This window comes from Pseudonocardia sp. UM4_GMWB1, from assembly GCF_017312155.1.
GTDB lineage: Bacteria > Actinomycetota > Actinomycetes > Mycobacteriales > Pseudonocardiaceae > Pseudonocardia > Pseudonocardia alni.
In genome coordinates this window covers 5,047,697-5,069,578 of record NZ_QJPN01000001.1, presented here as the reverse complement: position 1 = coordinate 5,069,578, position 21,882 = coordinate 5,047,697, and the positions used below count along the sequence as shown (strand labels likewise).

General features: G+C 73.9%; 22 protein-coding genes. 10 read left to right on the top strand and 12 right to left on the bottom strand.

Going from position 1 to position 21,882, the window contains the following annotated elements:
- The first annotated feature begins 43 nt into the window (after positions 1–43).
- Together DMP15_RS23690 and DMP15_RS23685 are read left to right on the top strand one after the other, a co-directional pair.
- Positions 44–814 carry an SDR family oxidoreductase gene (locus tag DMP15_RS23690; protein WP_073575525.1) on the top strand — a complete coding sequence of 257 codons (771 nt, stop codon included), beginning with the start codon at positions 44–46 and terminating at the stop codon, positions 812–814.
- Between the two features lie 45 nt (positions 815–859).
- Positions 860–1,237 carry a VOC family protein gene (locus DMP15_RS23685; RefSeq protein WP_073575461.1) on the top strand — a complete coding sequence of 126 codons (378 nt, stop codon included), beginning with the start codon at positions 860–862 and terminating at the stop codon, positions 1,235–1,237.
- 13 nt (positions 1,238–1,250) lie between these two features.
- Here DMP15_RS23685 and DMP15_RS23680 read toward each other — a convergent pair whose 3' ends face one another.
- Positions 1,251–1,535, bottom strand: a complete 285-nt coding sequence (locus tag DMP15_RS23680; RefSeq protein WP_062400830.1) for a DUF5703 family protein — start codon at positions 1,533–1,535, stop codon at positions 1,251–1,253.
- 105 nt (positions 1,536–1,640) lie between these two features.
- On the bottom strand, positions 1,641–2,588 hold the full coding sequence (locus DMP15_RS23675) for an aldo/keto reductase (protein ID WP_073575460.1): 948 nt from the start codon (positions 2,586–2,588) through the stop codon (positions 1,641–1,643).
- A 168-nt stretch (positions 2,589–2,756) separates the two neighbouring features.
- On the opposite strand from DMP15_RS23675, the gene DMP15_RS23670 reads away from it, so the two are divergent.
- The 4 genes from DMP15_RS23670 (at position 2,757) to DMP15_RS23655 (ending at position 5,881) form a co-directional block, all read left to right on the top strand.
- Positions 2,757–3,578, top strand: coding sequence for an undecaprenyl-diphosphate phosphatase (locus tag DMP15_RS23670; protein ID WP_100879887.1), 822 nt, complete (start codon positions 2,757–2,759; stop codon positions 3,576–3,578).
- Between the two features lie 29 nt (positions 3,579–3,607).
- Complete coding sequence (locus tag DMP15_RS23665; protein WP_073575458.1) at positions 3,608–4,315, top strand: histidine phosphatase family protein; 708 nt, start codon at positions 3,608–3,610, stop codon at positions 4,313–4,315.
- A gap of 97 nt (positions 4,316–4,412) precedes the next feature.
- Positions 4,413–4,997 carry a DUF3090 domain-containing protein gene (locus DMP15_RS23660; RefSeq protein WP_073575457.1) on the top strand — a complete coding sequence of 195 codons (585 nt, stop codon included), beginning with the start codon at positions 4,413–4,415 and terminating at the stop codon, positions 4,995–4,997.
- A 50-nt stretch (positions 4,998–5,047) separates the two neighbouring features.
- Entirely contained in the window at positions 5,048–5,881 is an 834-nt protein-coding gene (locus tag DMP15_RS23655; protein ID WP_073575524.1) for an SCO1664 family protein, read from the top strand.
- Here DMP15_RS23655 and DMP15_RS23650 read toward each other — a convergent pair.
- Both DMP15_RS23650 and DMP15_RS23645 read right to left on the bottom strand, forming a co-directional pair.
- Positions 5,878–8,160, bottom strand: a complete 2,283-nt coding sequence (locus DMP15_RS23650; RefSeq protein ID WP_337826462.1) for a UvrD-helicase domain-containing protein — start codon at positions 8,158–8,160, stop codon at positions 5,878–5,880. The genes DMP15_RS23655 and DMP15_RS23650 overlap by 4 nt on opposite strands.
- Before the next feature lie 56 nt (positions 8,161–8,216).
- Positions 8,217–9,041 carry a sulfite exporter TauE/SafE family protein gene (locus DMP15_RS23645; protein WP_161152113.1) on the bottom strand — a complete coding sequence of 275 codons (825 nt, stop codon included), beginning with the start codon at positions 9,039–9,041 and terminating at the stop codon, positions 8,217–8,219.
- 77 nt (positions 9,042–9,118) lie between these two features.
- Between DMP15_RS23645 and DMP15_RS23640 the strand changes: the two genes are divergently transcribed.
- A complete protein-coding gene (locus DMP15_RS23640; RefSeq protein ID WP_073575454.1) occupies positions 9,119–9,982 on the top strand; it encodes an alpha/beta fold hydrolase in 864 nt (287 codons plus the stop codon).
- Positions 9,983–10,076: 94 nt separating this feature from the next.
- Positions 10,077–11,513: an NADP-dependent phosphogluconate dehydrogenase gene (gndA, locus tag DMP15_RS23635; RefSeq protein ID WP_161152111.1), complete on the top strand. Its 1,437-nt coding sequence runs from the start codon at positions 10,077–10,079 to the stop codon at positions 11,511–11,513.
- Positions 11,514–11,578: 65 nt separating this feature from the next.
- Here the strand turns inward: gndA and DMP15_RS23630 are convergent, their stop codons facing one another.
- Positions 11,579–13,312, bottom strand: a complete 1,734-nt coding sequence (locus DMP15_RS23630) for an MFS transporter (RefSeq protein ID WP_139282794.1) — start codon at positions 13,310–13,312, stop codon at positions 11,579–11,581.
- Between the two features lie 253 nt (positions 13,313–13,565).
- Between DMP15_RS23630 and DMP15_RS23625 the strand changes: the two genes are divergently transcribed.
- Both DMP15_RS23625 and DMP15_RS23620 read left to right on the top strand, forming a co-directional pair.
- Positions 13,566–13,754, top strand: a complete 189-nt coding sequence (locus tag DMP15_RS23625; RefSeq protein ID WP_237453875.1) for a YncE family protein — start codon at positions 13,566–13,568, stop codon at positions 13,752–13,754.
- On the top strand, positions 13,751–14,272 hold the full coding sequence (locus DMP15_RS23620) for a DUF2127 domain-containing protein (protein WP_073575451.1): 522 nt from the start codon (positions 13,751–13,753) through the stop codon (positions 14,270–14,272). The genes DMP15_RS23625 and DMP15_RS23620 overlap by 4 nt, the downstream gene beginning before the upstream one ends.
- Here DMP15_RS23620 and DMP15_RS23615 read toward each other — a convergent pair.
- From DMP15_RS23615 to DMP15_RS23585, 7 genes are all read right to left on the bottom strand, one after another.
- A complete protein-coding gene (locus DMP15_RS23615) occupies positions 14,249–15,379 on the bottom strand; it encodes a flavin-containing monooxygenase (RefSeq protein ID WP_337826461.1) in 1,131 nt (376 codons plus the stop codon). The genes DMP15_RS23620 and DMP15_RS23615 overlap by 24 nt on opposite strands.
- Positions 15,380–15,479: 100 nt before the next feature.
- A complete protein-coding gene (locus DMP15_RS23610) occupies positions 15,480–16,436 on the bottom strand; it encodes a pyridoxal-phosphate dependent enzyme (protein WP_337826460.1) in 957 nt (318 codons plus the stop codon).
- A gap of 95 nt (positions 16,437–16,531) precedes the next feature.
- On the bottom strand, positions 16,532–17,125 hold the full coding sequence (locus DMP15_RS23605) for a DinB family protein (RefSeq protein WP_073575449.1): 594 nt from the start codon (positions 17,123–17,125) through the stop codon (positions 16,532–16,534).
- 93 nt (positions 17,126–17,218) lie between these two features.
- A complete protein-coding gene (locus DMP15_RS23600; RefSeq protein ID WP_073575448.1) occupies positions 17,219–17,539 on the bottom strand; it encodes a hypothetical protein in 321 nt (106 codons plus the stop codon).
- Positions 17,540–17,555: 16 nt separating this feature from the next.
- The gene (locus DMP15_RS23595; RefSeq protein ID WP_073575447.1) at positions 17,556–19,268 is read right to left on the bottom strand and encodes a glycerol-3-phosphate dehydrogenase/oxidase; all 1,713 of its coding nucleotides are present in this window, start codon (positions 19,266–19,268) and stop codon (positions 17,556–17,558) included.
- 130 nt (positions 19,269–19,398) lie between these two features.
- Positions 19,399–20,916: a glycerol kinase GlpK gene (gene glpK, locus DMP15_RS23590; RefSeq protein ID WP_073575446.1), complete on the bottom strand. Its 1,518-nt coding sequence runs from the start codon at positions 20,914–20,916 to the stop codon at positions 19,399–19,401.
- A gap of 63 nt (positions 20,917–20,979) precedes the next feature.
- The gene (locus DMP15_RS23585) at positions 20,980–21,810 is read right to left on the bottom strand and encodes an MIP/aquaporin family protein (protein WP_337826459.1); all 831 of its coding nucleotides are present in this window, start codon (positions 21,808–21,810) and stop codon (positions 20,980–20,982) included.
- Between the last annotated feature and the right edge of the window lie 72 nt (positions 21,811–21,882).

The following is a 21,882-nucleotide window of genomic DNA, read 5'->3' as shown; positions in this document are numbered from 1 at the left end:
CCGCTCCGTGACGGCACCGGCCGCCGGGTGGCAGGGTGGCGGCATGGATCTCTCGGGCAAGGTCGCCCTGGTCACCGGAGGCGCGTCGGGCATCGGCGCGGCCGCGGTCGACCGGCTGGTGGCGGCAGGTGCGCAGGTCGTGGTCGTCGACCGGGACGCCGACGGCGCCGCGGCCGTCGCGGAGAGGGCCGGTGGGCTCGCCCACGCGGCCGACGTCACCGACCCCGCGGCGATGGCCGCCGCGGTGGCCGCGGCCGAGGAGCGTTTCGGGCGGCTCGACATCGTGCTGCTCAACGCCGGCATCACGGCGGGCCAGTCCGGCGTCACCGACCTCGACCTGGACGGCTACCGGCGCATCCTCGGCGTGAACCTCGACCACGTGGTGTTCGGGCTCAACGCCGCCGTCCCGGCGCTGCGCCGCGCCGGGGGCGGGCACGTGGTGGCGACCGCGTCGCTGGCCGGGCTGATCGGCCTGCCCGGCGACGCGCTCTACACCGCGACCAAGCACGCCGTCGTCGGCTACGTCCGGGCCGCGGGCCCGGCGCTGGCGGGGGAGGGTATCCGGGTCACCGCCGTGTGTCCCGGGTTCGCCGACACCCCGCTGATCGGCAACGTCCGCGCCCAGTTCGGCGACTTCCCGCTGCTGGGTGCCGACGACGTCGCCGCGGCCGTCGAGCAGATCCTGGAGCGGGGCGAGCCGGGGGAATGCTGGTACGTGCAGCCCGGCCGCGAGCCCGCGCCCTACGGCTTCCGGGGGGTGCCCAGCCCGCGCGGGGCGGGCACGCCGCCGGACGTCGGCTGGCAGGACGCCTGAGAGGGGTCTTGACCTGAACCGCGGTGCAGGTCACATCCTGGGCGCATGGCCGAGCTGAACCACACCATCGTCCACTCCCGTGACAAGCGCGCCGGGGCGGCGTACCTCGCCGAGATCCTGGGACTGCCCGAGCCGACGTCGTTCGGGCCGTTCCGGGTCGTGCGTGTCGCCAACGGCGTCGACCTGGACTTCATGGACGCCGACCCGGCGACGATCGTCCCGCAGCACTACGCGTTCCTGGTCTCCGACGACGAGTTCGACGCCGCGTTCGCCCGGATCACCGCCCGCGGCCGGCAGTACTGGGCAGACCCCGGCGGGAGCCGTCCCGGCGAGATCAACACCCACGACGGCGGCCGGGGCGTGTACTTCGACGACCCGTCCGGGCACCGCCTGGAGCTCATCACGGTGCCCTACGGCGGCTGACGGGCGGGGACCGTCAGAAGGTGGGCTCGGGCAGCAGGCCCTGCTGGGCGCCGAGCCGTCGTCGCAGCACGATCTTGCGCACGCCGCCGGGGTAGAGGCGCAGCCGGGACAGCTCCCAGCCGGAGAACTCGGCCTGGATCGCCAGCCGCACCGACGCCGTCAGCCGGGAGACGTCCCCCTCGATGCGGACCGGGCGGTACTCGTACCGGTCGTCGGTCCAGCCGTCGCCGTCCCGAGTCCCGGCCACCCGATTCCCGGCGGCGGAGTCCTCCGACCCGTTCCCAGCGCCCTCGGTCATGCGTGCCTCCCGGTCGTGCCGTGCTCGTCGGTGCCCACCGGGTGAACGGTGGGTGTCGCGTCGGGCATTCCCACTGTAAAGGGCACCCGGGCCGGCGGGGGAGGCTCAGACGGGGTCGCTCACGTCGTCGAGCGCGGTGCGGATCTCGGCGGGCAGCACGAGGTCCTCGGCTGCGAGCGAGGCCCGCAGCTGGGCCGCGTCCCGCGCCCCGACGACGGCCGAGGCCACCCCCGGGCGGTCCCGCACCCAGGTCAGCGCCACCGACAGCGGTGAGGTGCCGAGCCCGTCGGCGGCGGTGAGGACCGACTGGACGATCCGTGCCGAGTGCTCGGTGCGGCGCGCCTCCACGTACGAGGCCAGCAGCGCGCTCGCGCCCCGCGAGTCCGCCGGGGTGCCGTCGGTGTACTTGCCCGTGAGCACCCCCCGGCCCAGCGGGGCCCAGGCCAGCAGCCCGAGGCCGTGGTACCGGGCGGCGGGCAGGAGCTCGGCCTCCGGCTCCCGGGCGAGCAGCGAGTACTCCACCTGCGCCGACACCGGACGGCAGACGGCCGGGTCGGGCCCGGCGGTGGCGCCACCCGCGACGGTCGCCAGCTGCCAGCCGGCCGGGGCGACCAGCCCGGCGTAGCGCACCCGTCCGGAGTAGACGGCGACCTGCACCGCGGACAGCGTCTCGTCCAGCGGCACCCGGGGGTCCCAGCCGGGGAACTGCCACAGGTCCAGGTGCCCGGTGCCCAGCCGGCGCAGCGTGCGGTCCAGTGAGCGCAGCAGCGCGGTCCGCGAGGCCCGTTCACCCGCGTCGGGGGCGGCCGTGCCGCGTCCGGCGAGGACGACGTCGTCGCGACGCACGGTGCCCCGCAGCAGCCCGCCGAGCACCTGCTGGGCGGCGCCGCCGCCGTAGTCCTCGGCGGTCTCGACGAGGGTCCCGCCGACGTCGACGAACGCGCGCAGCTGGTCCGCGGCATCGGCGGGGGAGGTGTCCTCGCCCCAGGTCATGGTGCCCAGGCCGACCCGCGACACCTCGAGGCCGCTGCTGCCCACCGGTCTGCGTTGCACGGTCGCCGAGCCTAGGCGCGCGGGCCCGCGGGACCGGTGAGGGCGCGCAGAGTGACCCCCGTCTCGGCGAGTACGGTGACGGCCCGTGATCATCCAGGAGCCGAGCCGCCAGGACCGGACGACGCCGGACCGGGGCGCCCCGGCCCGCGGCCGCGACGGGAGCCGGTCGTGAGCTGGCTCGAGGTCGTCGTCCTCGGGATCGTCCAGGGGCTCACCGAGTTCCTCCCGGTGTCCTCCTCGGCGCACCTGCGGATCGTCTCGGCGGTCGGTTTCGGCGGGGACCCGGGGGCGGCGTTCACCGCCGTCTCCCAGCTCGGCACCGAGGCCGCGGTGATCGTCTACTTCGCCAAGGACATCTGGCACCTGTTCCTCACCTGGGTGCGCGGGTTCCGCGACGCCGAGGTCCGCGCCACCGACGACTACCGGCTGGCCTGGCTGGTCATCATCGGGTCGGTCCCGATCGCGGTGCTCGGGGTGCTGTTCAAGGACCAGATCGAGGGCGTCGCCCGGAACCTCTGGCTGGTCGCGACCACGCTGATCGTGTTCGGTGTCCTGCTCGGCCTGGCCGAGCGCTTCGGCAAGCAGGTCAAACCGGTCGAACGGATCACCGTCAAGGACGGCATCCTGCTCGGCTTCGCCCAGGCCATGGCGCTGATCCCGGGCGTCTCGCGGTCCGGTGGCACGATCACCGCCGGCCTGTTCCTGGGGCTGACCCGGCCCGCGATCGTGCGGTACTCGTTCCTGCTGGCGATCCCGTCGGTGTTCGGGGCCGGCCTGTTCACGCTGCCCGACGTGTTCGCCGGCGACGGCCCGTCCGGGGCGCAGATGCTCGTGGCGGTGGTGGTCGCGTTCGTCGTCGGCTACGCGGTGATCGCCTGGCTGCTCCGGTTCGTGCAGAACAACACCGTCTACGTGTTCGTCGCCTACCGGATCGCGCTCGGTGTCGCCCTGCTCGCCGCCCTGTCGCTCGGCGCGGTCAGCGCGTACTGACCGCCGTCACTCCCGTAGCCTCGGTCGGCGTGACGACCTTGATCCTGCTGCGGCACGGCCGGTCCACCGCGAACACCGCGGGCGTGCTGGCCGGGCGTACCCCGGGTGTGGAGCTCGACGACCGCGGCCGGGAGCAGGCGGCGGCCGTCGTCGACCGGCTCGCGGCCCTGCCGATCGCCTCGGTCGTGACCTCCCCGCTGGAGCGGTGCCGCCAGACCGTCGCGCCGCTCGCGGCGGCCCGCGGGCTGGAGCCGGTCGTCGAGGACGACCTGGCCGAGGTCGACTACGGCGCGTGGACCGGGCGGAAGATCACCGACCTGCTCAAGGAGGACCTGTGGAAGGTCGTCCAGGCGCACCCGTCGGCCGCGACCTTCCCGGACGGCGAGTCCCTGGCCGGGATGCAGGCCCGCTCGGTCGCGGCGGTGCGTCGCCACGTCGCCCGGGTCCGGGCCGAGCACGGCGAGGACGCGATCGTCCTGGCCTGCAGCCACGGGGACGTGATCAAGGCGATCCTCGCCGACGCGCTGGCCAGCCACCTCGACAACTTCCAGCGGATCGTCGTCGACACCTGCTCGGTGAGCGTCGTCACCTACACCGAGCTGCGGCCGTTCGTCGCGCGGATGAACGAGCAGTCCGGCGACGTCGCGAGCCTGGTCCCCAAGCCGAAGCCCGCCGAGGGCGAGGAACAGCCGGTGAACGCCTCCGACGCCGTGGTCGGGGGTTCCACGAACGCGTGAGGCGGGGTGATCCACCTCGCATCGTCCCTGGTGGACGCACCCACAGGTGACCGCGGGGATGCCCCCGCAGCCGGATACGCCTACCCTGGGAAGGGTCATGGCACGCGTCATCCACGTCTTCCGCCGACCCGACCGCTTCGTGGCCGGGACCGTCGGCGAGCCCGGCGATCGCGCCTTCTACCTGCAGGCGATCGAGAGCAGCCGCACGATCAGTGTGCTGCTGGAGAAACAGCAGGTCTCGGTGCTGGCCGAACGCATCACGGCGCTGCTGGGCGAGGTGTCGAAGCGCTTCGGCGAGGACAACCTGCTCGGCGCGACCGTGGCCACGGGGTCCTCGGACAGCGACCCGCTCGCGGTCCCGCTGGAGGAGGAGTTCCGGGTCGGGACCATGGGCCTGGGCTGGGACGCCGACTCGAGCTCGATCGTCGTCGAGCTGCTCGCGGTCACCGAGGAGGAGATCGACGAGTCGGTCGTCCTCGACGACACCGAGGAGGGCCCGGACGCGCTGCGCGTGTTCCTGTCCCCGACGGCGGCCAAGGCCTTCGCCGAGCGCGCCGAGAAGGTCGTCGACGCGGGCCGTGCCCCGTGCCCGCTCTGCGCCGAGCCGCTCGACCCCGAGGGCCACGTCTGCGTGCGCCTCAACGGCTACCACGACCGCAACCCCGTGGCCGGGACGGAGTGACGCTCGACCTGCGCGACCCCGCCGTGTTCGAGGTCCTGCGCACCGGCCGCATGGACATCACCGGCCGGATGGTCGACGCCTCCAACGCCACCCTGTTCGGCACCGTCTCCCTCGACGGCGTCGAGCTGCGCTGCGTGTACAAGCCGGTGCGCGGGGAGCGCCCGCTGTGGGACTTCCCGGACGGCACCCTCGCCGGGCGCGAGGTCGGCGCCTTCCTCGTCTCCCAGATCTCCGGGCTCGACGTCGTCCCGCCCACGGTGCTGCGCGACCAGGCCCCGTTCGGGACCGGCATGGTGCAGGCCTGGGTCTCCTCGGGGGACGAGAGCGCCCTGTCCGAGCCGCCCGCCGACGACGCGGGCGACGAGCTGGACGGCGACATCACCGAGGAGACCGTCCAGCTCGCCACCGAGTCGCTGGTCGAGCTGTGCGAGCCGCACGAGATCCCCGGCGGCTGGCTGCCGGTGCTCCGTGCCCGGGACGGCGCGGGGGACCCGGTGGTGCTGGTCCACGCCGACCACCCTCAGCTGCGGGACATGGCGCTGTTCGACGTCGTCGTCAACAACGCCGACCGCAAGGGCGGGCACGTGATCCTCGCCGGGGACGGCGACGTCTACGGCGTGGACCACGGCCTGACCCTGCACACCGAGCCGAAGCTGCGCACCGTCCTGTGGGGCTGGGTCGGGGACGAGCTCGGCGAGGAGCACACGGCCGTCCTCAAGGAGCTGCGCGCCCGGCTGGCCGGTGAGTTCGCCGACGTCCTCGGCGAGCACGTCACCCGCCGCGAGGTCGCGGCGCTGCGCTCCCGGATCGACCACCTGCTCGCCGAGCCGCGCTTCCCCGGCCCGGACGGCTACGGCCCGGCCATCCCCTGGCCGGCGTTCTAGCCGGTCACCTCCAGGAGCCCGAGCCGCTGCGTCGCGCGGGTCATCGCGACGTAGAGGTCCGCCGGGTCGGCCGCCCGGATCCGCTCCGGGTCGACGATCACGACGGCGTCGAACTCCAGGCCCTTCGACGACACCGGGGTGTGCACCGGCACGCCGGGGGCCCCCAGGTCGGTGCCGGGCGGGGCGATGACGGTGACCGTCCCGTCGGCGGTGCGGGCCCGCTCGTCGTCGACGGCGGCGCGGACCGCGGCGCCGAGCTCCCCGGCCGGGACCGTGCGCGTCCACGGCTGCTCACCGGTGCTGCGCACCGACTCCGGCGGGCGACGGTCCGGGGCGTAGGTCGCCAGCACCCGCGCGGCGGCGTCCATGATCTCCGACGGCGTCCGGTAGTTCACCGTCAGCGTGCGGTGCGTCCAGCGTCCGGCCAGGTGCGGGGCGAGCACGTCGGCCCAGGCCCGGGCGCCGGCCGGGGCGCTGCGCTGGGCGAGGTCGCCGACCGCGGTGATCGACCGCGCCGGGCAGCGCCGCAGCAGCACGTGCCAGTCCATCGCGGACAGCTCCTGCGCCTCGTCGACGACGAGGTGCCCGTAGCGCCAGTCCCGGTCCGACGCCGCGCGCTCGGCCACGGTCAGCGGCACCCCGGCGACGTGCCGCTGCGCGAGCATGTCCGCGGTCACGAAGTCGGTGGGCCGCAGCTCGTCCGGGTCCTCCCCGGCGAGCGACCGGTCCGCGGACTCCAGCACGGTCAGCACCTCGGCGGCGTAGGCGCCGTCCGGCTCCGGTGCCGTGGCGGGTGTCCCGTCGGGGACCGGGCCGAGTAGCTCGGCGAGCTCGTCGAGCAGGGGCGCGTCGGCCACGGTCCACGGCGTGCCCGGTTCCCGCCGCAGCGACTCCGGAGCACCCGCGGCGGCCAGCCGGTCCGGGTCGGCGTACAGCTCGGCCAGGGCCCGCTGCGGGGTCAGCACCGGCCACAGCTGCTCGACGGCCGCGTGGAACCGGGGGTCGGTGCGCAACGCGTCGCGCAGCTCGGCCCGCATCTCGGCCGACACCTCGGCCGCCCCGGCGGGCTCGATCTCCGGGATGTCCAGCTCCGCCAGCAGCTCCGCGAGCTCCGGCGGGTCCTCCAGACCGACCTCGAGCCGCTCCAGACCCTGGTCGACGAGCAGCCGCCCGAGGGTGTCGCGGAACGTGGCGCGGGCGATGTTGTGCGGCTGCCCGGTGGCACGGGCCCGGCGGCGCGCCTCGGCGGCCGGCGCCGTGCTGATCTCGACGGTGACGTCGTCCATCTCGATCGCGACCGGTGCCTCGGGCAGCTCCTGGCGGTCGTCGACGGCGCGGCGCAGCACGTCGACCATCGCGAGGTCGCCCTTGAGCCGGGCCGTCCCCGGCGGGTCGGTCGCCTCCGCCACGACGCCGTGCGCGAGGCGTCCGGGGGTGGTGAACACGACCGCGGACTCGCCGAGCGCGGGCAGTACCCCGCCGACGTAGTGCACGAACCCCGCACTCGGCCCGACGACGAGCACGCCGCTGCGGGCGAGCCGGTCGCGGTGGGTGTAGAGCAGGTACGCGATCCGGTGCAGCGCGACGGCGGTCTTGCCCGTCCCGGGGCCGCCCTCGATCACGACGGTGCCCGACAGCGGCAGACGGATGATCTCGTCCTGCTCGGACTGGATGGTGGTGACGATGTCGCGCATGCGGGTCCCGCGCGGCGCGGTGAGGGCGGCGAGGAGCGCGGGGTCCGACGCCGACACGGTCCCGGTGCCGGGCCCGTCGCCGTCGAGGAGGTCGTCGTGGAAGCCGGCGACCCGCTCGTGCGGCGCGGTGCCGGCGACGGTGTAGTGCCGGCGCCGGGTCACACCGAGCGGGGTGACCGGGGTGGCGCAGTAGAAGGGCTGCGCGGCCGGCGCCCGCCAGTCGACCAGCGCGCTCTCGCCGTCGGCCGGGTCGGTCAGCCCGATCCGGCCGACCCGGGTCGGGGCGGCCCCGTCGACGTGGTCGAGACGCCCGAAGCACAGTCCCGCGCGGGCCGCGGTGAGCGTGCGCACCCGCTCCGAGGCGCGGTGCACCGACACGTCGCGTTCCCAGCGGGCGCTGAGCTGCTCCCCGGCACGCTCGGCGGCGGCGCCCCGGGCCTGCGCGCCCGCGGCGGCGAGCTCGTCGTCGAGCAGGGCGTGCAGCCCGCGGAGGTGCCGGGTCTCGCGGGTCAGCTCCGCCTCGTAGGCGGAAGCGGAGGTCGCCGGGGTCTTGCCATCCGTGTTATACTTTGGGTGCTGGTCCACGTTCTCGTGTTCTGAGCGCACCCTGAAGGGTAGCGCGTTCCGGGTCGTCTGCGCACTCATTCCCGTCGTCGGCGGACCAGTCCGACGGTCTCGCGCGCCGCCATCGCGGTCGCGAACGTGCCGAACACCAGCCCCAGCACGACCGCGTCGAGCGCCAGGCCGAGGACCGCGCCCGCCACCGTGCCCGGCGCGGCGGTCACCGCCAGTACCGTGCCCCACCTCCCGGACGCGGTGCCCTGACGCAGGTGCACGACCGTCCCGACGATCGAGTTCGGGATGAACATCAGCAGCGAGGTCCCGGCCGCGACGTGCAGGTCCGTGCCGAACAGCAGCACCATCGCCGGCACCGCGAGCAGCCCGCCGCCGAGTCCCATCGCACCCGCCCAGGCGCCGATGACCAGGCCGACCACCGTCGCCGTCGGATACAGGAACCAGGGATCGGCGACCAGCGACGCCGGCACCACCGCCCCGCCGAGCAGCGGCACGCCCAGCGCGTCGACGAGCAGCTTCGCCGCCGTCAGCACCAGCACGGCCACCAGCAGGACCCGCAGCAGCGTCTCCGACGCGCGCGCCAGCAGCTTCGGGCCGATCCACCCGCCGACCGTGCCACCGACGATCAGCCCGGCGCCGGTCCGCAGGTCCAGCGACCCGCCGCCGAGCGCGTAGGCGGCCGCACCGGCGACGCAGACCCCGATGTTCGCGATCGTCGACGAGCCGTGGATCCGGGTCCGCGACATCGCGGTGAACCGGTCGAGCGCGGGCACGAACAGCACTCCGCTGCCGCCGCCGATCAGCCCGCCGACGACGCCGCCGACCAGGCCGATCACGCCCACCGGCACGGCCCGGCCGTCCCGGTCCGTGTCGGGGGAGAGGCGGACCATCGGGCCAGTGTCACCCCACCGGCGGTCCCGCCGTGCGCGGCGTCCCAGCGGGCGGGAACCGGGGATACGGTCGGCCCATGACGCTCCCGGCCCCGCAGCGGATCACCGTCCCCGGCACGACCCTGCCCGAGATCACCCTGTCCGTGCACGACACCGGCGGCGACGGCAGCCCCGTCCTGCTGCTGCACGGCTGGCCGGACCGGGCCGCCCTGTGGACCCACCAGGCCGCCGCGCTCGCCGGGGCCGGGTACCGGGTCGTCGTCCCGGACCTGCGCGGCTTCGGGGACTCCGACCGGCCGGCCGAGGTCGAGCACTACCGGATGCGGGCCCTGGCCGCCGACGTCCTCGGCGTCGCGGACGCGCTCGGCATCGACCGGTTCGCCCTCGCCGGGCACGACTGGGGCGCCTCCCTCGGCTGGGCCCTCACCCTCGCCTCGCCGCGGGTGACCCGCTACGCCGCGTTCTCCGTCGGGCATCCCGCCGCGTTCGCCACCGCGGGGTTCCGGCAGAAGGCGATGTCCTGGTACATGCTCTGGTTCCAGTTCCCCGGCGTCGCCGAGCAGGTGATGCCGGCCGACGACTGGCAGTTCCTGCGCGGCTGGCTGCACGCGACGCTGCCCGAGGGGCACCCGATGGCCGCCCGCCAGCTCGCCGACCTGTCCCGGCCGGGCGCCCTGACGGCGTCGCTGAACTGGTACCGCGCCAACATCGACCCGGCGACGTTCGTGCCCACCACGATCCCGCAGCCCCCGCGGATCACGGTGCCGACGATGGGGGTGTGGAGCGACGGCGACCTCGCGCTCACCGAGGGGCAGATGCGGGGCTCCTCGGCGTACGTCGACGACTTCCGCTTCGAGCGCGTCGAGGGCTGCGGGCACTGGATCCCGGAGGAGGCGCCGGAGACCGCGAGCGCCCTGCTCGCCGACTTCCTCGCGGGGTGACCGAGGGGACACGCGCTCCTCGCTGCGCCGCCGGGGGCCGCGGGCCAGGATGGGTCGGGTACAGCGGCGTCCGAACGACACGGAGGAAGCACTGATGGCGGAGAAGAGCCGGATCGGGGTCACCGGGCTGGCGGTGATGGGGGCGAACCTCGCCCGCAACATGGCCCGCCGTGGCTTCCCGGTGGCGGTGCACAACCGCACCACCTCGAAGACGACCGAGTTCATGAAGGACTACGGCGACGAGGGTGCCTTCACCGGCACCGAGTCGCTGCAGGAGTTCGTCGACGCGCTGGAGACCCCGCGCAAGATCGTCGTCATGGTGAAGGCGGGCAAGCCGGTCGACGCCGTCATCGACGAGCTGGCCCCGCTGCTCGACAGCGGCGACATCATCATCGACGCCGGCAACTCGCACTTCCCCGACACCGACCGCCGTGCCGCGTACTGCTCCGAGCGCGGGCTGCGCTTCATGGGCATCGGCGTGTCCGGCGGCGAGGAGGGCGCCCTCAACGGGCCGAGCATCATGCCCGGCGGCCCGCAGGAGGCCTACGGCGAGGTCGAGGAGATCCTCACCGCGATCGCCGCGAACGTCGACGGCACCCCGTGCTGCACCCACGTCGGCCCCGGCGGCGCCGGGCACTACGTGAAGATGGTGCACAACGGCATCGAGTACGCCGACATCCAGCTCATCGCCGAGGCCTACGACCTGCTCACGCACGTCGCCGGGCTGTCCGCGCCGGAGATCGGGAAGATCTTCGAGGAGTGGAACTCGGGCGACCTCGAGTCCTTCCTCATCGAGATCACCGGCATCGTGCTGGCCAAGACCGATGAGAAGACCGGGAAGCCGCTCGTCGACGTGATCGTCGACCAGGCCGAGCAGAAGGGCACCGGCCGCTGGACGGCCATCGACGCGCTCGACCTCGGCGTCCCGTTGACCGGCATCACCGAGGCCGTGTTCGCCCGCACGCTGTCCAACCTGCGCGACGAGCGCCGGGAGGCCTCGACGACTCTGGGCGGCCCGACCCCGGGCTCGGGGAAGAACCGCGACGAGCTCGTCGAGGACATCCGCCAGGCGCTCTACGCGTCCAAGGTCGTCGCCTACGCCCAGGGCTTCGCGCAGATGCGCGCCGCCTCGCAGGCCAACGACTGGGGCCTCGACCTCGGCGCGATGGCCCGGATCTGGCGCGGCGGCTGCATCATCCGCGCCCAGTTCCTCAACCGGATCACCGAGGCCTACGAGTCCCACCCGGACCTGGACAACCTGCTGATGGTCCCGTACTTCACCGAGGCCGTTGCGAACGCACAGGACGCGTGGCGCCGGGTCGTGGTGACCGCGACCGAGCAGGGCGTGGCGATCCCCGCGTTCTCCTCCAGCCTGTCCTACTACGACGGCTACCGTCGCGAGCGCGGCCCGGCCAACCTCATCCAGGGGCTGCGCGACTACTTCGGCGCGCACACCTACGCGCGCACCGACGCCGACGGCAAGTTCCACACCCGCTGGAGCCAGGACGGCAGCGAGGTCGCCGCGGACTGACCCCCGCGCCGTGACACCCCGGCCCCGGCACCGCCGGGCCGGGGTCGCGGTGTGCCGGGCGGGCCTCAGCCGCGGGTCGCCGCCGGCCGCGCCGCGCCGGTCGCGTCGCCGTCGGTCACCACGGGCCCGTCGACGTGGTGGTACTTCCCGCCGCGCAGTGCGCTCGCCACCGCGGCGACCAGGCAGGCGACGGCGGCGAACCCGAGCGCGAAGGTCAGCCCGTCGGCGAACGGGCCGGAGATCAGCTGCGGGAAGAACTCCCGCCCGGTCAGGTACGCCGACTGTGCGGGCGCCAGCGTGCCGAGGACCTGCGGGCCGAGCAGCGTCGCGATCGGGTTGTAGCCCAGCAGCGCCGCGAACAGGATCCCGACCGGCGGCAGCGCCGCGACCCGGTCCGCCGCGAGCTCCGGCACACCCTGTGCCACGAGCCCGTCGTGCAGCGACGTGGGCAGCGTCGTCGACAGGCCCGCGATGAGCAGCGAGAAGAACACCCCGATCGACAGCACCGTCGCCGCGTTCTGGAACGTCGAGGTCATGCCGGCCCCGGCGCCACGCTGGTGCGCGGGCAGCGAGTTCATGATCGCCGCCCGGTTCGGGGAGCTGAACAGACCCATCGCCAGGCCGTTGAGTGCCAGCAGCAGCGCGAACGCCCGGTAGTCGAAGTCCACCGGCAGCGCCAGCAGCGCGAGGAACGTCGCGGCCGCACCGAGCATCCCGACCGTGGCGAAGGCGCGGGCGCCGTAGCGGTCGGACAGGATGCCCGACACCGGTCCGGCGACGAGGAACCCGATCGTCAGCGGGACCATGTAGATGCCCGCCCACAGTGGCGTCGTCTCGAACGGGAAGCCGTGCTCGGGCAGCCAGATGCCCTGCAGCCAGATGATCAGGATGAACTGCAGCCCGCCGCGGCCGAGCGCGGCCAGCAGGCTCGCGATGTTGCCCGCGGTGAACGCACGGATCGAGAACAGCGAGACGTGGAACATCGGCTCGGGCACCCGGCGCTCGATCCAGGTGAACAGCGCCAGCACCGCGATCCCGCCGAGGATCAGGCCGAGGACGAGCGGGCTGGTCCAGCTCATGACGTCGTCGCCGTAGGGCTGGATGCCGTAGGTGATGCCCATCAGGACGGCGACGAGCCCGACCGCGAACGTCAGGTTGCCCCACCAGTCGATCCGCGCCGCGCGGCGGGCGCCGGTGTCGCGGAGCCGGGCGTAGGCCCAGATCGTGCCGAACACCCCGACCGGGACCGACACCAGGAACACCAGGTGCCAGTTCACCGGGGCGAGCACCCCGCCGACGACCAGTCCGAGGAACGAGCCGGCGATCGCCGCGACGGAGTTGATCCCGAGCGCGAGCCCGCGCTGGTGGACTCCGAACGCGTCGGTGAGGATCGCGGTCGAGTTGGCGAGCAGCAGCGCCCCGCCGACACCCTGCAGCACCCGCATCGTGATCAGCCAGACCGCGCCGGCGTCGCCCTGCATCCAGGTGGCGGCCAGCAGCACCGAGAACACCGTGAAGACGGCGAAGCCCAGGTTGTACATGCGGGTACGGCCGTACATGTCGCCGAGCCGGCCGAAGCTGACCACCAGCACCGCCGTGACGACGAGGTACCCCATGATCAGCCACAGCAGGTAGTCGATGTTGTCCGGCGCCAGCGGGTCGATCCCGATGCCGCGGAAGATGTCCGGCAGCGCGATCAGCAGGATCGACATGTTGATCGTCACGATCAGCACGCCCATCGTGGTGTTCGACAGTGCGACCCACTTGTACCGGTCGGCCGGTCCCGATTTGTTGAGCATCGCTAATAACTGTAGCGCCCCGGCGCGTGTTCGCGCCACGGTCTCGCCCGGCTCGTCCGGTCCGTCCCGATCCTCCCTCGGGTCACCGAATTCGCAGGTCGGGCAGGGTCTACAGTCCGCGGCGTGGGGTCGCGAGGGGTGGAGCCGTCCGCCGGGACGTCCCGGGCGCGAGGTGCTGCGCGCGGCGGCCGCCGCAGCCCTGCTCGCGGTGACGGAGGCGCTCCGGCGGATCCCCGGGAAGGTGGGTCCCGACATGGGTAACGTCTCGGCCGACGGCCGGACCCTGTGGCCGTCCGGGCGCTACGACCGGGAGGTGTACGTGCTCTCCGCCGACGACGGCCATCCGATCCGGCGGATCCCGGTCGGTGACGGCCCGCGCGGGCTGTGCATGTGGCCGCAGCCCGGCCGCTACCCCCTCGGCCACACCGGGATCACCCGGTGACCGCCGGACCGACGGCGACGACGACCTCGGCCCGCCGGACCGAGCAGCTGTTCCGCGTCGCCCTGGTCGTGAAGGGCATCGACGGGGCGGCGGAGCTGCTGGGCGCCGTCGCGCTGGTACTGGTGTCGGGGGACTGGCTGCACCGGGTCGTCGCGCAGATCCTCGCCCGCGACCTGATCGGTCCGCCGGACGGCACCCTGGCCCGGCACCTGACCGAGGGCGTCGACCGCTTCGCCGGCGGGGACCGCACCTTCGTCATCGTCTACCTCGGGCTGCACGGCGTGCTCAAGCTCGGCCTGGTCGCGGCGCTGCTGACCCGCTGGCGCCCCGCCTACCCGCCCGCGGTGGTGATCCTGGCGATGTTCGTCGTGTACGAGCTGGTCCACGCCTGGCACACGCACTCCGTCGTGCTGCCGTTCCTCGCCGCGCTCGACATCGCGATCATCGTGATGGTGATCCGGGAGTACCGGCTGCTCGGCCGGGAGGCCGCCGACTCAGGCGCCGGCCGCGACCGGTAGCCGCTCCAGGACCGCGCGCGCCGCGGCGCGACCGGCCCGGTCGGCGCCGATCGTGCTCGCCGACGGGCCGTAGCCGACCAGGTGCACCCGCGGGTCGGCGACGACGCCGGTGTCGCGCGGCCCGCCCATGACGATCCCGCCGCCCGGTCCGCGCAGCCGCAGCGGGGCGAGGTGGCCCAGCGCGGGCCGCCAGCCGGTCGCCCACAGCAGCACGTCCGCGGGCTCCCGGGTGCCGTCGGACCACTCCACCCCGTCCGGCGCGACCCGGGTGAACATCGGCCTGCGCGCCAGCACCCCGCTCGCGATCCCGGCCTGCACCCCGGGCGTGAGCCCCAGCCCGGTCACGCCGACGACGCTGCGCGGCGGCAGCCCGGCCCGGACCCGTTCCTCGACCCGGGCGACGGCGGCGCGTCCCTGCTCGGGCCCGAACGGCGTGCTGTGCCACTCGGGCTCCCGGCGGGTGACCCACGTCGTCGCGGCGGCGTACGGGGCGATCTCCAGGAGCAGCTGCACCGCGGTGATCCCGCCGCCGACCACGACGACCCGCTTCCCGGCCATGGCCTGCGGGCCGGGGTAGGAGCGGGCGTGCAGGCTCGTACCGCGGAAGGTCGCGAGGCCCGGGTAGGCGGGGACGAACGGGCGGGTCCAGGTGCCGGTGGCGTTGACCAGGTGGTCGGCGACCCAGGTGCCGCGGTCGGTGTCGACAGCCAGTGACCCGCCGGTGTCGACGGCCGGCGGCCCGCCGGTGTCGACGACCGGGGACCCGCCGGCGTCGGACACCCGGGTGACGTGCACCGGGCGGACGACCCGCAGGTCCAGCTCGCGTTCGATGCGGCCGAAGTAGGCGGGGACGGCGTCGCGCGCGGGGAGGTCCGGGTCGGCGCCGGGGTCGTCGAATCCGGAGCGGACCCCGGCGACGTCGTGGATGCCGTTCACCGTGCGCATCCGCAGCGTCGGCCAGCGGTGCCGCCACGCGCCGCCGGGGCCGTCCTCGCCGTCCAGCACGACGAACCCGGGGCCCGGCTCCAGCCCGCCGCGCCGCAGCCCGGCCGCCGCCGACAGGCCCGCCTGGCCCGCGCCGATCACCACGACCCCGGTCCGCTCCACACCCGGGCCAACGCCCCGGCCGCACACGGTCATCCCGCGGTGATCACCGGTTGCGGAGCATCACGCCCGCCTCGCGGACGCTGCGCTCCACGACCGGTGATCACGGCCGCGCCGCGTCGCGGACCACGTCGGCGACGTCGGCGTTGCCGCCGCAGACCACCAGGGCGAGCCGGGCGTCCGGGTGCCGCTCCACGATCCGGCGGGCGGCCGGGACCAGGCAGCCCGCGGCCGGCTCGGCCCAGATCCCGGCGTGCTCGGCGAGGGTGAGGGTGCCGCGGTGGGCCTCGGCGTCGTCGACGACGAGGACCTCGTGCACCAGCGCACGGACGTGGTCGTAGGTCAGCTGCGACGCCGACGGCGCGGACAGCGTGGTGATCGCCGACGAGATCGTGACGGGCGTCGGGCCGCCCGCGGCCAGGGCGGCGGACATCGCCTCGGCGCCGACGGTCTCCACACCCCAGACCCGGGTGCCGGGCAGCAGCGCGCGGACCGCGGTGGCGACCCCGGAGATCAGCGCCCCGCCGCCGATGGAGACCAGCACGTCGGTCGGCGGCTCGCCGAGAGCGACGGCGTCGCGGGCCAGCTCCAGCCCCACGGTGCCCTGCGCGGCGACGATCACCGGGTCGTCGAACGGGTGCACCAGCGTCCGTCCTGCCCGCTGCAGCTCCCCGGCCTGCGCGAACGCGGCCGCGATGTCGGAGGTGAGCTGTACGTCGGCACCTGCGGCGCGGGCCGCGGCGACCGACCGGGCCGGCGCGGTGCGCGGCATGACGACGACCGCGTCCACCCCCGCGGCGCCCGCGACCTCGGCGACGGCCAGCCCGTGGTTGCCACCCGACACCGCGACGACGCCCGCGGCGCGCTCGGCGTCGGTCAGCGACGCGAGCTTGGCCAGCACCCCGCGCGGCTTGAACGACCCGGCCCGCTGCAGGTGCTCCAGCTTGAGCAGCACGGGCGCGCCGAGGGCCGCGGACAGCCCGGGGGAGGGGACGGTCGGGGTACGCACCACGCCCCCGGCGATCCGCTCCGCCGCCGTCTCGATGTCTGCGATGCTCACCTGGTCCGCCACCGCCGCAACGTAACCCCGGCGCCGGGCCCGCGCGGTCCGGGGCCGCCGGAGCCACGCCGCCCCCGGAGCCTGCCTACCGGGGCTCAGCCCATCGTGCGCGCGCCGTCGATCGCCTCGCGGATGATGTCGGCGTGCCCGGCGTGCTGGCTGGTCTCGGCGAGCATGTGGATCGCGACCCGGCGGACCGACCAGGACGTGTTCGGCTCGAACCACGGCGCGACCGGCAGGGCGTGCGAGGAGTCCAGGTCCGCGGTCCGCAGCACCTCCTCGGTGCGCGCGGCGACCTGCTCGACCCGGGCCCGCAGGTACTCCAGGGTCTCGTGGTCGGCCAGGACGAACCGGGTGTCCACCCACTCCTCGCCGGAGGCGGACCAGTCACCGCCGTTCGCGTCGGCCTCGGCGTCGACGGCGTCCCAGTCGACGGAGTCGTTGTAGACCTCGACGTCACCGAACGCGGCGGCGCCCTCGACGGCGAAGCGGAACCACTGCTCCTCGGTGTCCGCGACGTGCTTGAGCAGCGAGGCGATCGTCAGTGCACTCACCGTGCTGCGGGTGCGCGCCTGCTCGTCGGTCAGCCCGTCGGCGGTCTGCAGCAGGAAGCCGCGGTGCCGCTCCAGGGTGGCGATCAGCTCGGCACGCTCGCCGGTCAGGGCCTGCTTCTCGTCGGTGGCGTTCATCTCCGGGGCCGCCTCTCGGGGTCCGCGGACCGGGGCCGTCCCGGTCCGACGGGAACGACGATAGGACCGATCGCGGACGGATCCGGTCCTCGATCAGGAACTGCCGGCGGGTCGGTCGCCGAGGTCGTGCAGCGCGGTCTCCCAGCGCTCCCGGCGGGCGTCGTCGTCCAGGTCCCACCAGGGCGTGCCGCGCTCGCCGAGGCCGTGCTTGGCCGCGGACACCCGCGTCCGGGCGGCGGCGACGCGGTCGTCGTCGCCGGTCCGCCTACCGGCACCGACCTCGGCGCGGGCCTTTCCGAGGTGCTGCTGCAGCGCGGACCGCACGTCGTCCGGGATCGTCGGGTCGGTGGCGCGCCACCGGCGGCCCCGGACGACGATGTACCGCCCGTCCGGGGTCCGCTCGGGTTCGCTCACGGGGTGGCGGCGGTGCTCAGCCGCTGACCGGTACCACGTCCGGCGCGCCGAGCCGGGCGGCGTCGGCGGTGGCGTCGTCGGGCATCTTCTGGCTCTCCCGCTCGGCCTCGACCCGCTTGACGTAGTGGTCGACCTCGCGGGCGATCTGCTCGTCGTTCCAGCCCAGCACCGGGGCGACCAGTGTCGCGGTCTCCTCGGCGGCACCCACGCCCCGGTCGAAGGTCTCGATCGAGATCCGGGTGCGGCGGGCGAGGATGTCCTCCAGGTGCCGCGCGCCCTCGTGCGAGGCGCCGTAGACGACCTCGGCCCGCAGGTAGTCCTCGGCGCCGGTGAGCGGCTCGGCCAGGGTCGGGTCGGCGATGAGGAGGTCGAGGACCTCGTCGATCAGCGAGCCGTACCGGCCGAGCAGGTGCTCGATCCGCACCGGGTGCAGCCCGCTGCGCCCGGCGAGCTGGTGGGTCGAGTTGCGCAGCGCCGTGAAGCCCTCGGCGCCGAGCAGCGGGACCTTCTCGGTGCAGGAGGCGGGCACCTTCGCGTCGAGCGAGTGCACGGCAGCGTCGACGGCGTCCTTGGCCATCACGCGGTAGGTCGTGTACTTGCCCCCGGCCACGACGACCAGACCGGGCACCGGCGTGGCGACGGCGTGCTCGCGGGACAGCTTCGAGGTCGCCTCGGACTCGCCGTGCAGCAGCGGGCGCAGACCGGCGTAGACGCCCTCGACGTCCTCGTGGGTCAGCGGCTGCTCGAGCACCTCGTTGACGTGCGCGAGCAGGTACTCGATGTCGGCCGCGCTCGCCGCCGGGTGCGCCTTGTCCAGGTCCCAGTCGGTGTCGGTGGTGCCGATGATCCAGTGCCGGCCCCACGGGATGACGAACAGCACCGACTTCTCGGTGCGCAGGATCAGCCCGGCGTCGCCGCGGATCCGGTCGCGGGGGACGACCAGGTGGATGCCCTTGGACGCGCGCACCTTGAACTGGCCGCGCTCGCCGGCGAGGCCCTGGGTGTCGTCGGTCCACACCCCGGTGGCGTTGATGACCTCCTTGGCGCGGACGTCGAACCGGTCCCCGGACTCCAGGTCCTGCACGGTCGCGCCGATCACGCGGCCGGAGTCCTTCAGCAGTCCGACGACGCGGGCGCGGGTCGCGACGTGCGCGCCGTAGGCGGCCGCGGTGCGGGCGATCTCCATGGTGTGGCGGGCGTCGTCGACCTGGGCGTCGTAGTACTCCAGGGCCCCGACCAGGGCGTCGCGACGCAGCGAGGGCACGACCTTGCGGGCGCCGCGACGGGTGAGGTGCCGGTGGTGCGGCAGGCCGCGGGCCCGGCCGGACAGCAGCCCGAGAGAGTCGTAGAGCGCGACGCCGGCACCGGCGTAGAAGCGCTCCCACACATGGTGCTTGAGCGGGTAGACGAACGGCACCGGGCGGACGAGGTGCGGCGCGAGGGTCTGGATCAGCAGCCCCCGCTCCTGCAGCGCCTCGGCCACCAGGCGGAAGTCGAGCATCTCCAGGTAGCGCAGACCGCCGTGGATGAGCTTGGAGGAACGGCTCGACGTGCCGGACGCGAAGTCGCGGGCCTCGACCAGCCCGGTCGACAGACCACGTGTGGCCGCGTCGAGGGCGGCACCGGCGCCGACGACGCCACCGCCGACGACCAGCACGTCCAGTTCGCGGTCGCCCATCGCCTGCAGCGCCGTGGTACGGGCCTCCGGAGAGAGCGCCACCGATTTCATGATCAGACCTTCCTGAGTGGTTCGTGCTCGTGCTGTCCCGCCGGGGGACTACCCGTTGAACACCCGTCCGATCGCGGGTGTGCCCGGTGTCGCCCTCACGTGTGGTGAGGGCGACACCGGGCGGGTGGCCCTACTGGACGTCGACCCAGTCCAGGGTCCGCTCGACGGCCTTCTTCCACCGGCCGTAACCCTCGTTGCGCTGCTCCTCGGACCAGGTCGGCTCCCAGCGCCGGGCCTCGTTCCAGTTCTCCCGCAGCTCGTCGGTGTTCTTCCAGAACCCGACGGCCAGCCCGGCCGCGTAGGCCGCGCCGAGCGCGGTGGTCTCGGCGACGACGGGCCGCGAGACCGGCACACCCAGCACGTCGGCCTGGATCTGCATGCACAGCTCGTTCTGGGTGACGCCGCCGTCGACCTTCAGCGTCTCCAGGGTGACCCCGGAGTCCTGGGTCATGGCGTCGCTGACGTCGCGGGACTGGTAGCAGATCGCCTCCAGCGTGGCCCGCGCCAGGTGTGCGTTGGTGTTGAACCGGGACAGGCCGACGATCGCGCCGCGGGCGTCGGAACGCCAGTACGGCGCGAACAGGCCGGAGAACGCCGGGACGAAGTACACGCCGCCGTTGTCCTCGACCTGGCGGGCCAGCGACTCCGACTGCGAGGCGCCGGAGATGATGCCGAGCTGGTCGCGCAGCCACTGCACGGCCGAGCCGGTGACCGCGATGGAGCCCTCCAGCGCGTAGACCGGACGCTCGCCCTCGAACTGGTAGCACATCGTGGTGAGCAGGCCGGACTCCGAGCGGACCAGCTCGGTGCCGGTGTTGAGCAGCATGAAGTTGCCGGTGCCGTAGGTGTTCTTCGCCTCGCCGGGGGCGAAGCAGACCTGGCCGACGGTCGCGGCCTGCTGGTCGCCCAGGTCGCCGGTGATGGGGACCTCGCCGCCGAGCGGCCCGTTCGCCAGGGTCTTCCCGAACGCGGTCGCCGACGACGACGGCTTGATCTCCGGCAGCATCCGGCGCGGGATGCCGAAGAAGCCGAGCAGCTCGTCGTCCCAGTCGAGGGTCTCGAGGTCCATCAGCATGGTGCGGCTGGCGTTGGTCACGTCGGTGACGTGCAGCCCGCCGTTGGTGCCGCCGGTGAGGTTCCAGATGACCCAGGTGTCGGTGTTGCCGAAGACCGCGTCGCCGTTCTCCGCGGCCTCGCGGACGCCGTCGACGTTCTCCAGGATCCACTGGATCTTGCCGCCGGAGAAGTACGTGGCGGGCGGGAGGCCCGCCTTGCGGCGGATGACGTCGCCGCGGCCGTCGCGGTCGAGCGCGGTCGCGATCCGGTCGGTGCGGGTGTCCTGCCAGACGATCGCGTTGTAGTACGGGCGCCCGGTGCGCCGATTCCACACGACGGTGGTCTCACGCTGGTTGGTGATGCCCAGCGCGACCAGGTCGGACGCGGACAGCCCGGTCTTGGTGAGTGCCTGCTGCAGGCAGGTGTTGGTGCGCTCGATGATCTCGATCGGGTCGTGCTCGACCCAGCCGGCCTGCGGCAGGATCTGCTCGTGCTCCAGCTGGTGGCGACCCACCTCGTTGCCGCTGTGGTCGAAGATCATGAAGCGGCTGGAGGTGGTGCCCTGGTCGACGGCGCCGACGAACTCGGCCATTGAGCTCTCCTTCTTGCGGGGATCGGGGCGGGGGGTGGGGCGGGCGGACGGGGGTCGGCCGGGTCAGACCCGCCCGACCTCCTGCGGAGCGTCCTCCGCGGGGATGTACCGGTCGATGAGGGCCTTGAACAGGCCGCCCCCGATCAGGGCGCCGATCAGCGGAGCGACGATCGGAAGCCACCAGTAGGGCGTGCCGTCGCGGGTCACCCAGGCGGTGTCGTAGCCGGTGACCCAGGAGGCCAGCCGCGGCCCGAAGTCGCGGGCGGGGTTGATGGCGTAGCCGGCGTTCGCACCCCAGGCCATGCCGATGCCGACGACCAGGATGCCGATCATGAACGGCGCCATGTTGGCCATCGGGCCCTTGTTGCGGGGGTGGACCAGCGCGAAGATCACGAACACCAGGATCGCGGTGCCGACGACCTGGTCGAAGAACGCCGTGGTGATGGTGGTCGGCGCGCCCGGCGAGGTCGAGAAGATGCCCTGGGTCTCGGTGAGGTTCGGGTCGACCGACCGGATGAAGTCGGCGTAGACGAACCGCACGATCAGCGCGGCGACGAACGCGCCGAGGGTCTGGGCCAGGACGAACGGGCCGACCTTGCGCCACGGGAAGCCCTCGTACACGGCGAAGGCCAGCGTGACCGCCGGGTTGAGGTGCGCGCCGGAGATCCGGCCGGCGACGTAGACGCCCAGCATGACGCCGAAGCCCCAGGCCCAGGCGATGGAGTCGTACTGGCCGTTGGAGCCGTCCGGCGTGGTCGTCACCTGCGCGACGACGCCGACGCCGAACAGGATGAGGATCATCGTGCCCGCGAACTCGGCGCTCAGCTCGCCGAGCAGCGAGGGCGCCTTCTCGGTGGTGGCGGGCGCGGCCGCGGTGTTCTCGGAGCTCGTCATCGAACCCCCTTCTGGGTGAGTCCCCCTCGCGGGGCCGGGCGGCCCCGCCGTGTGCGACGCGACGCTAGGAGC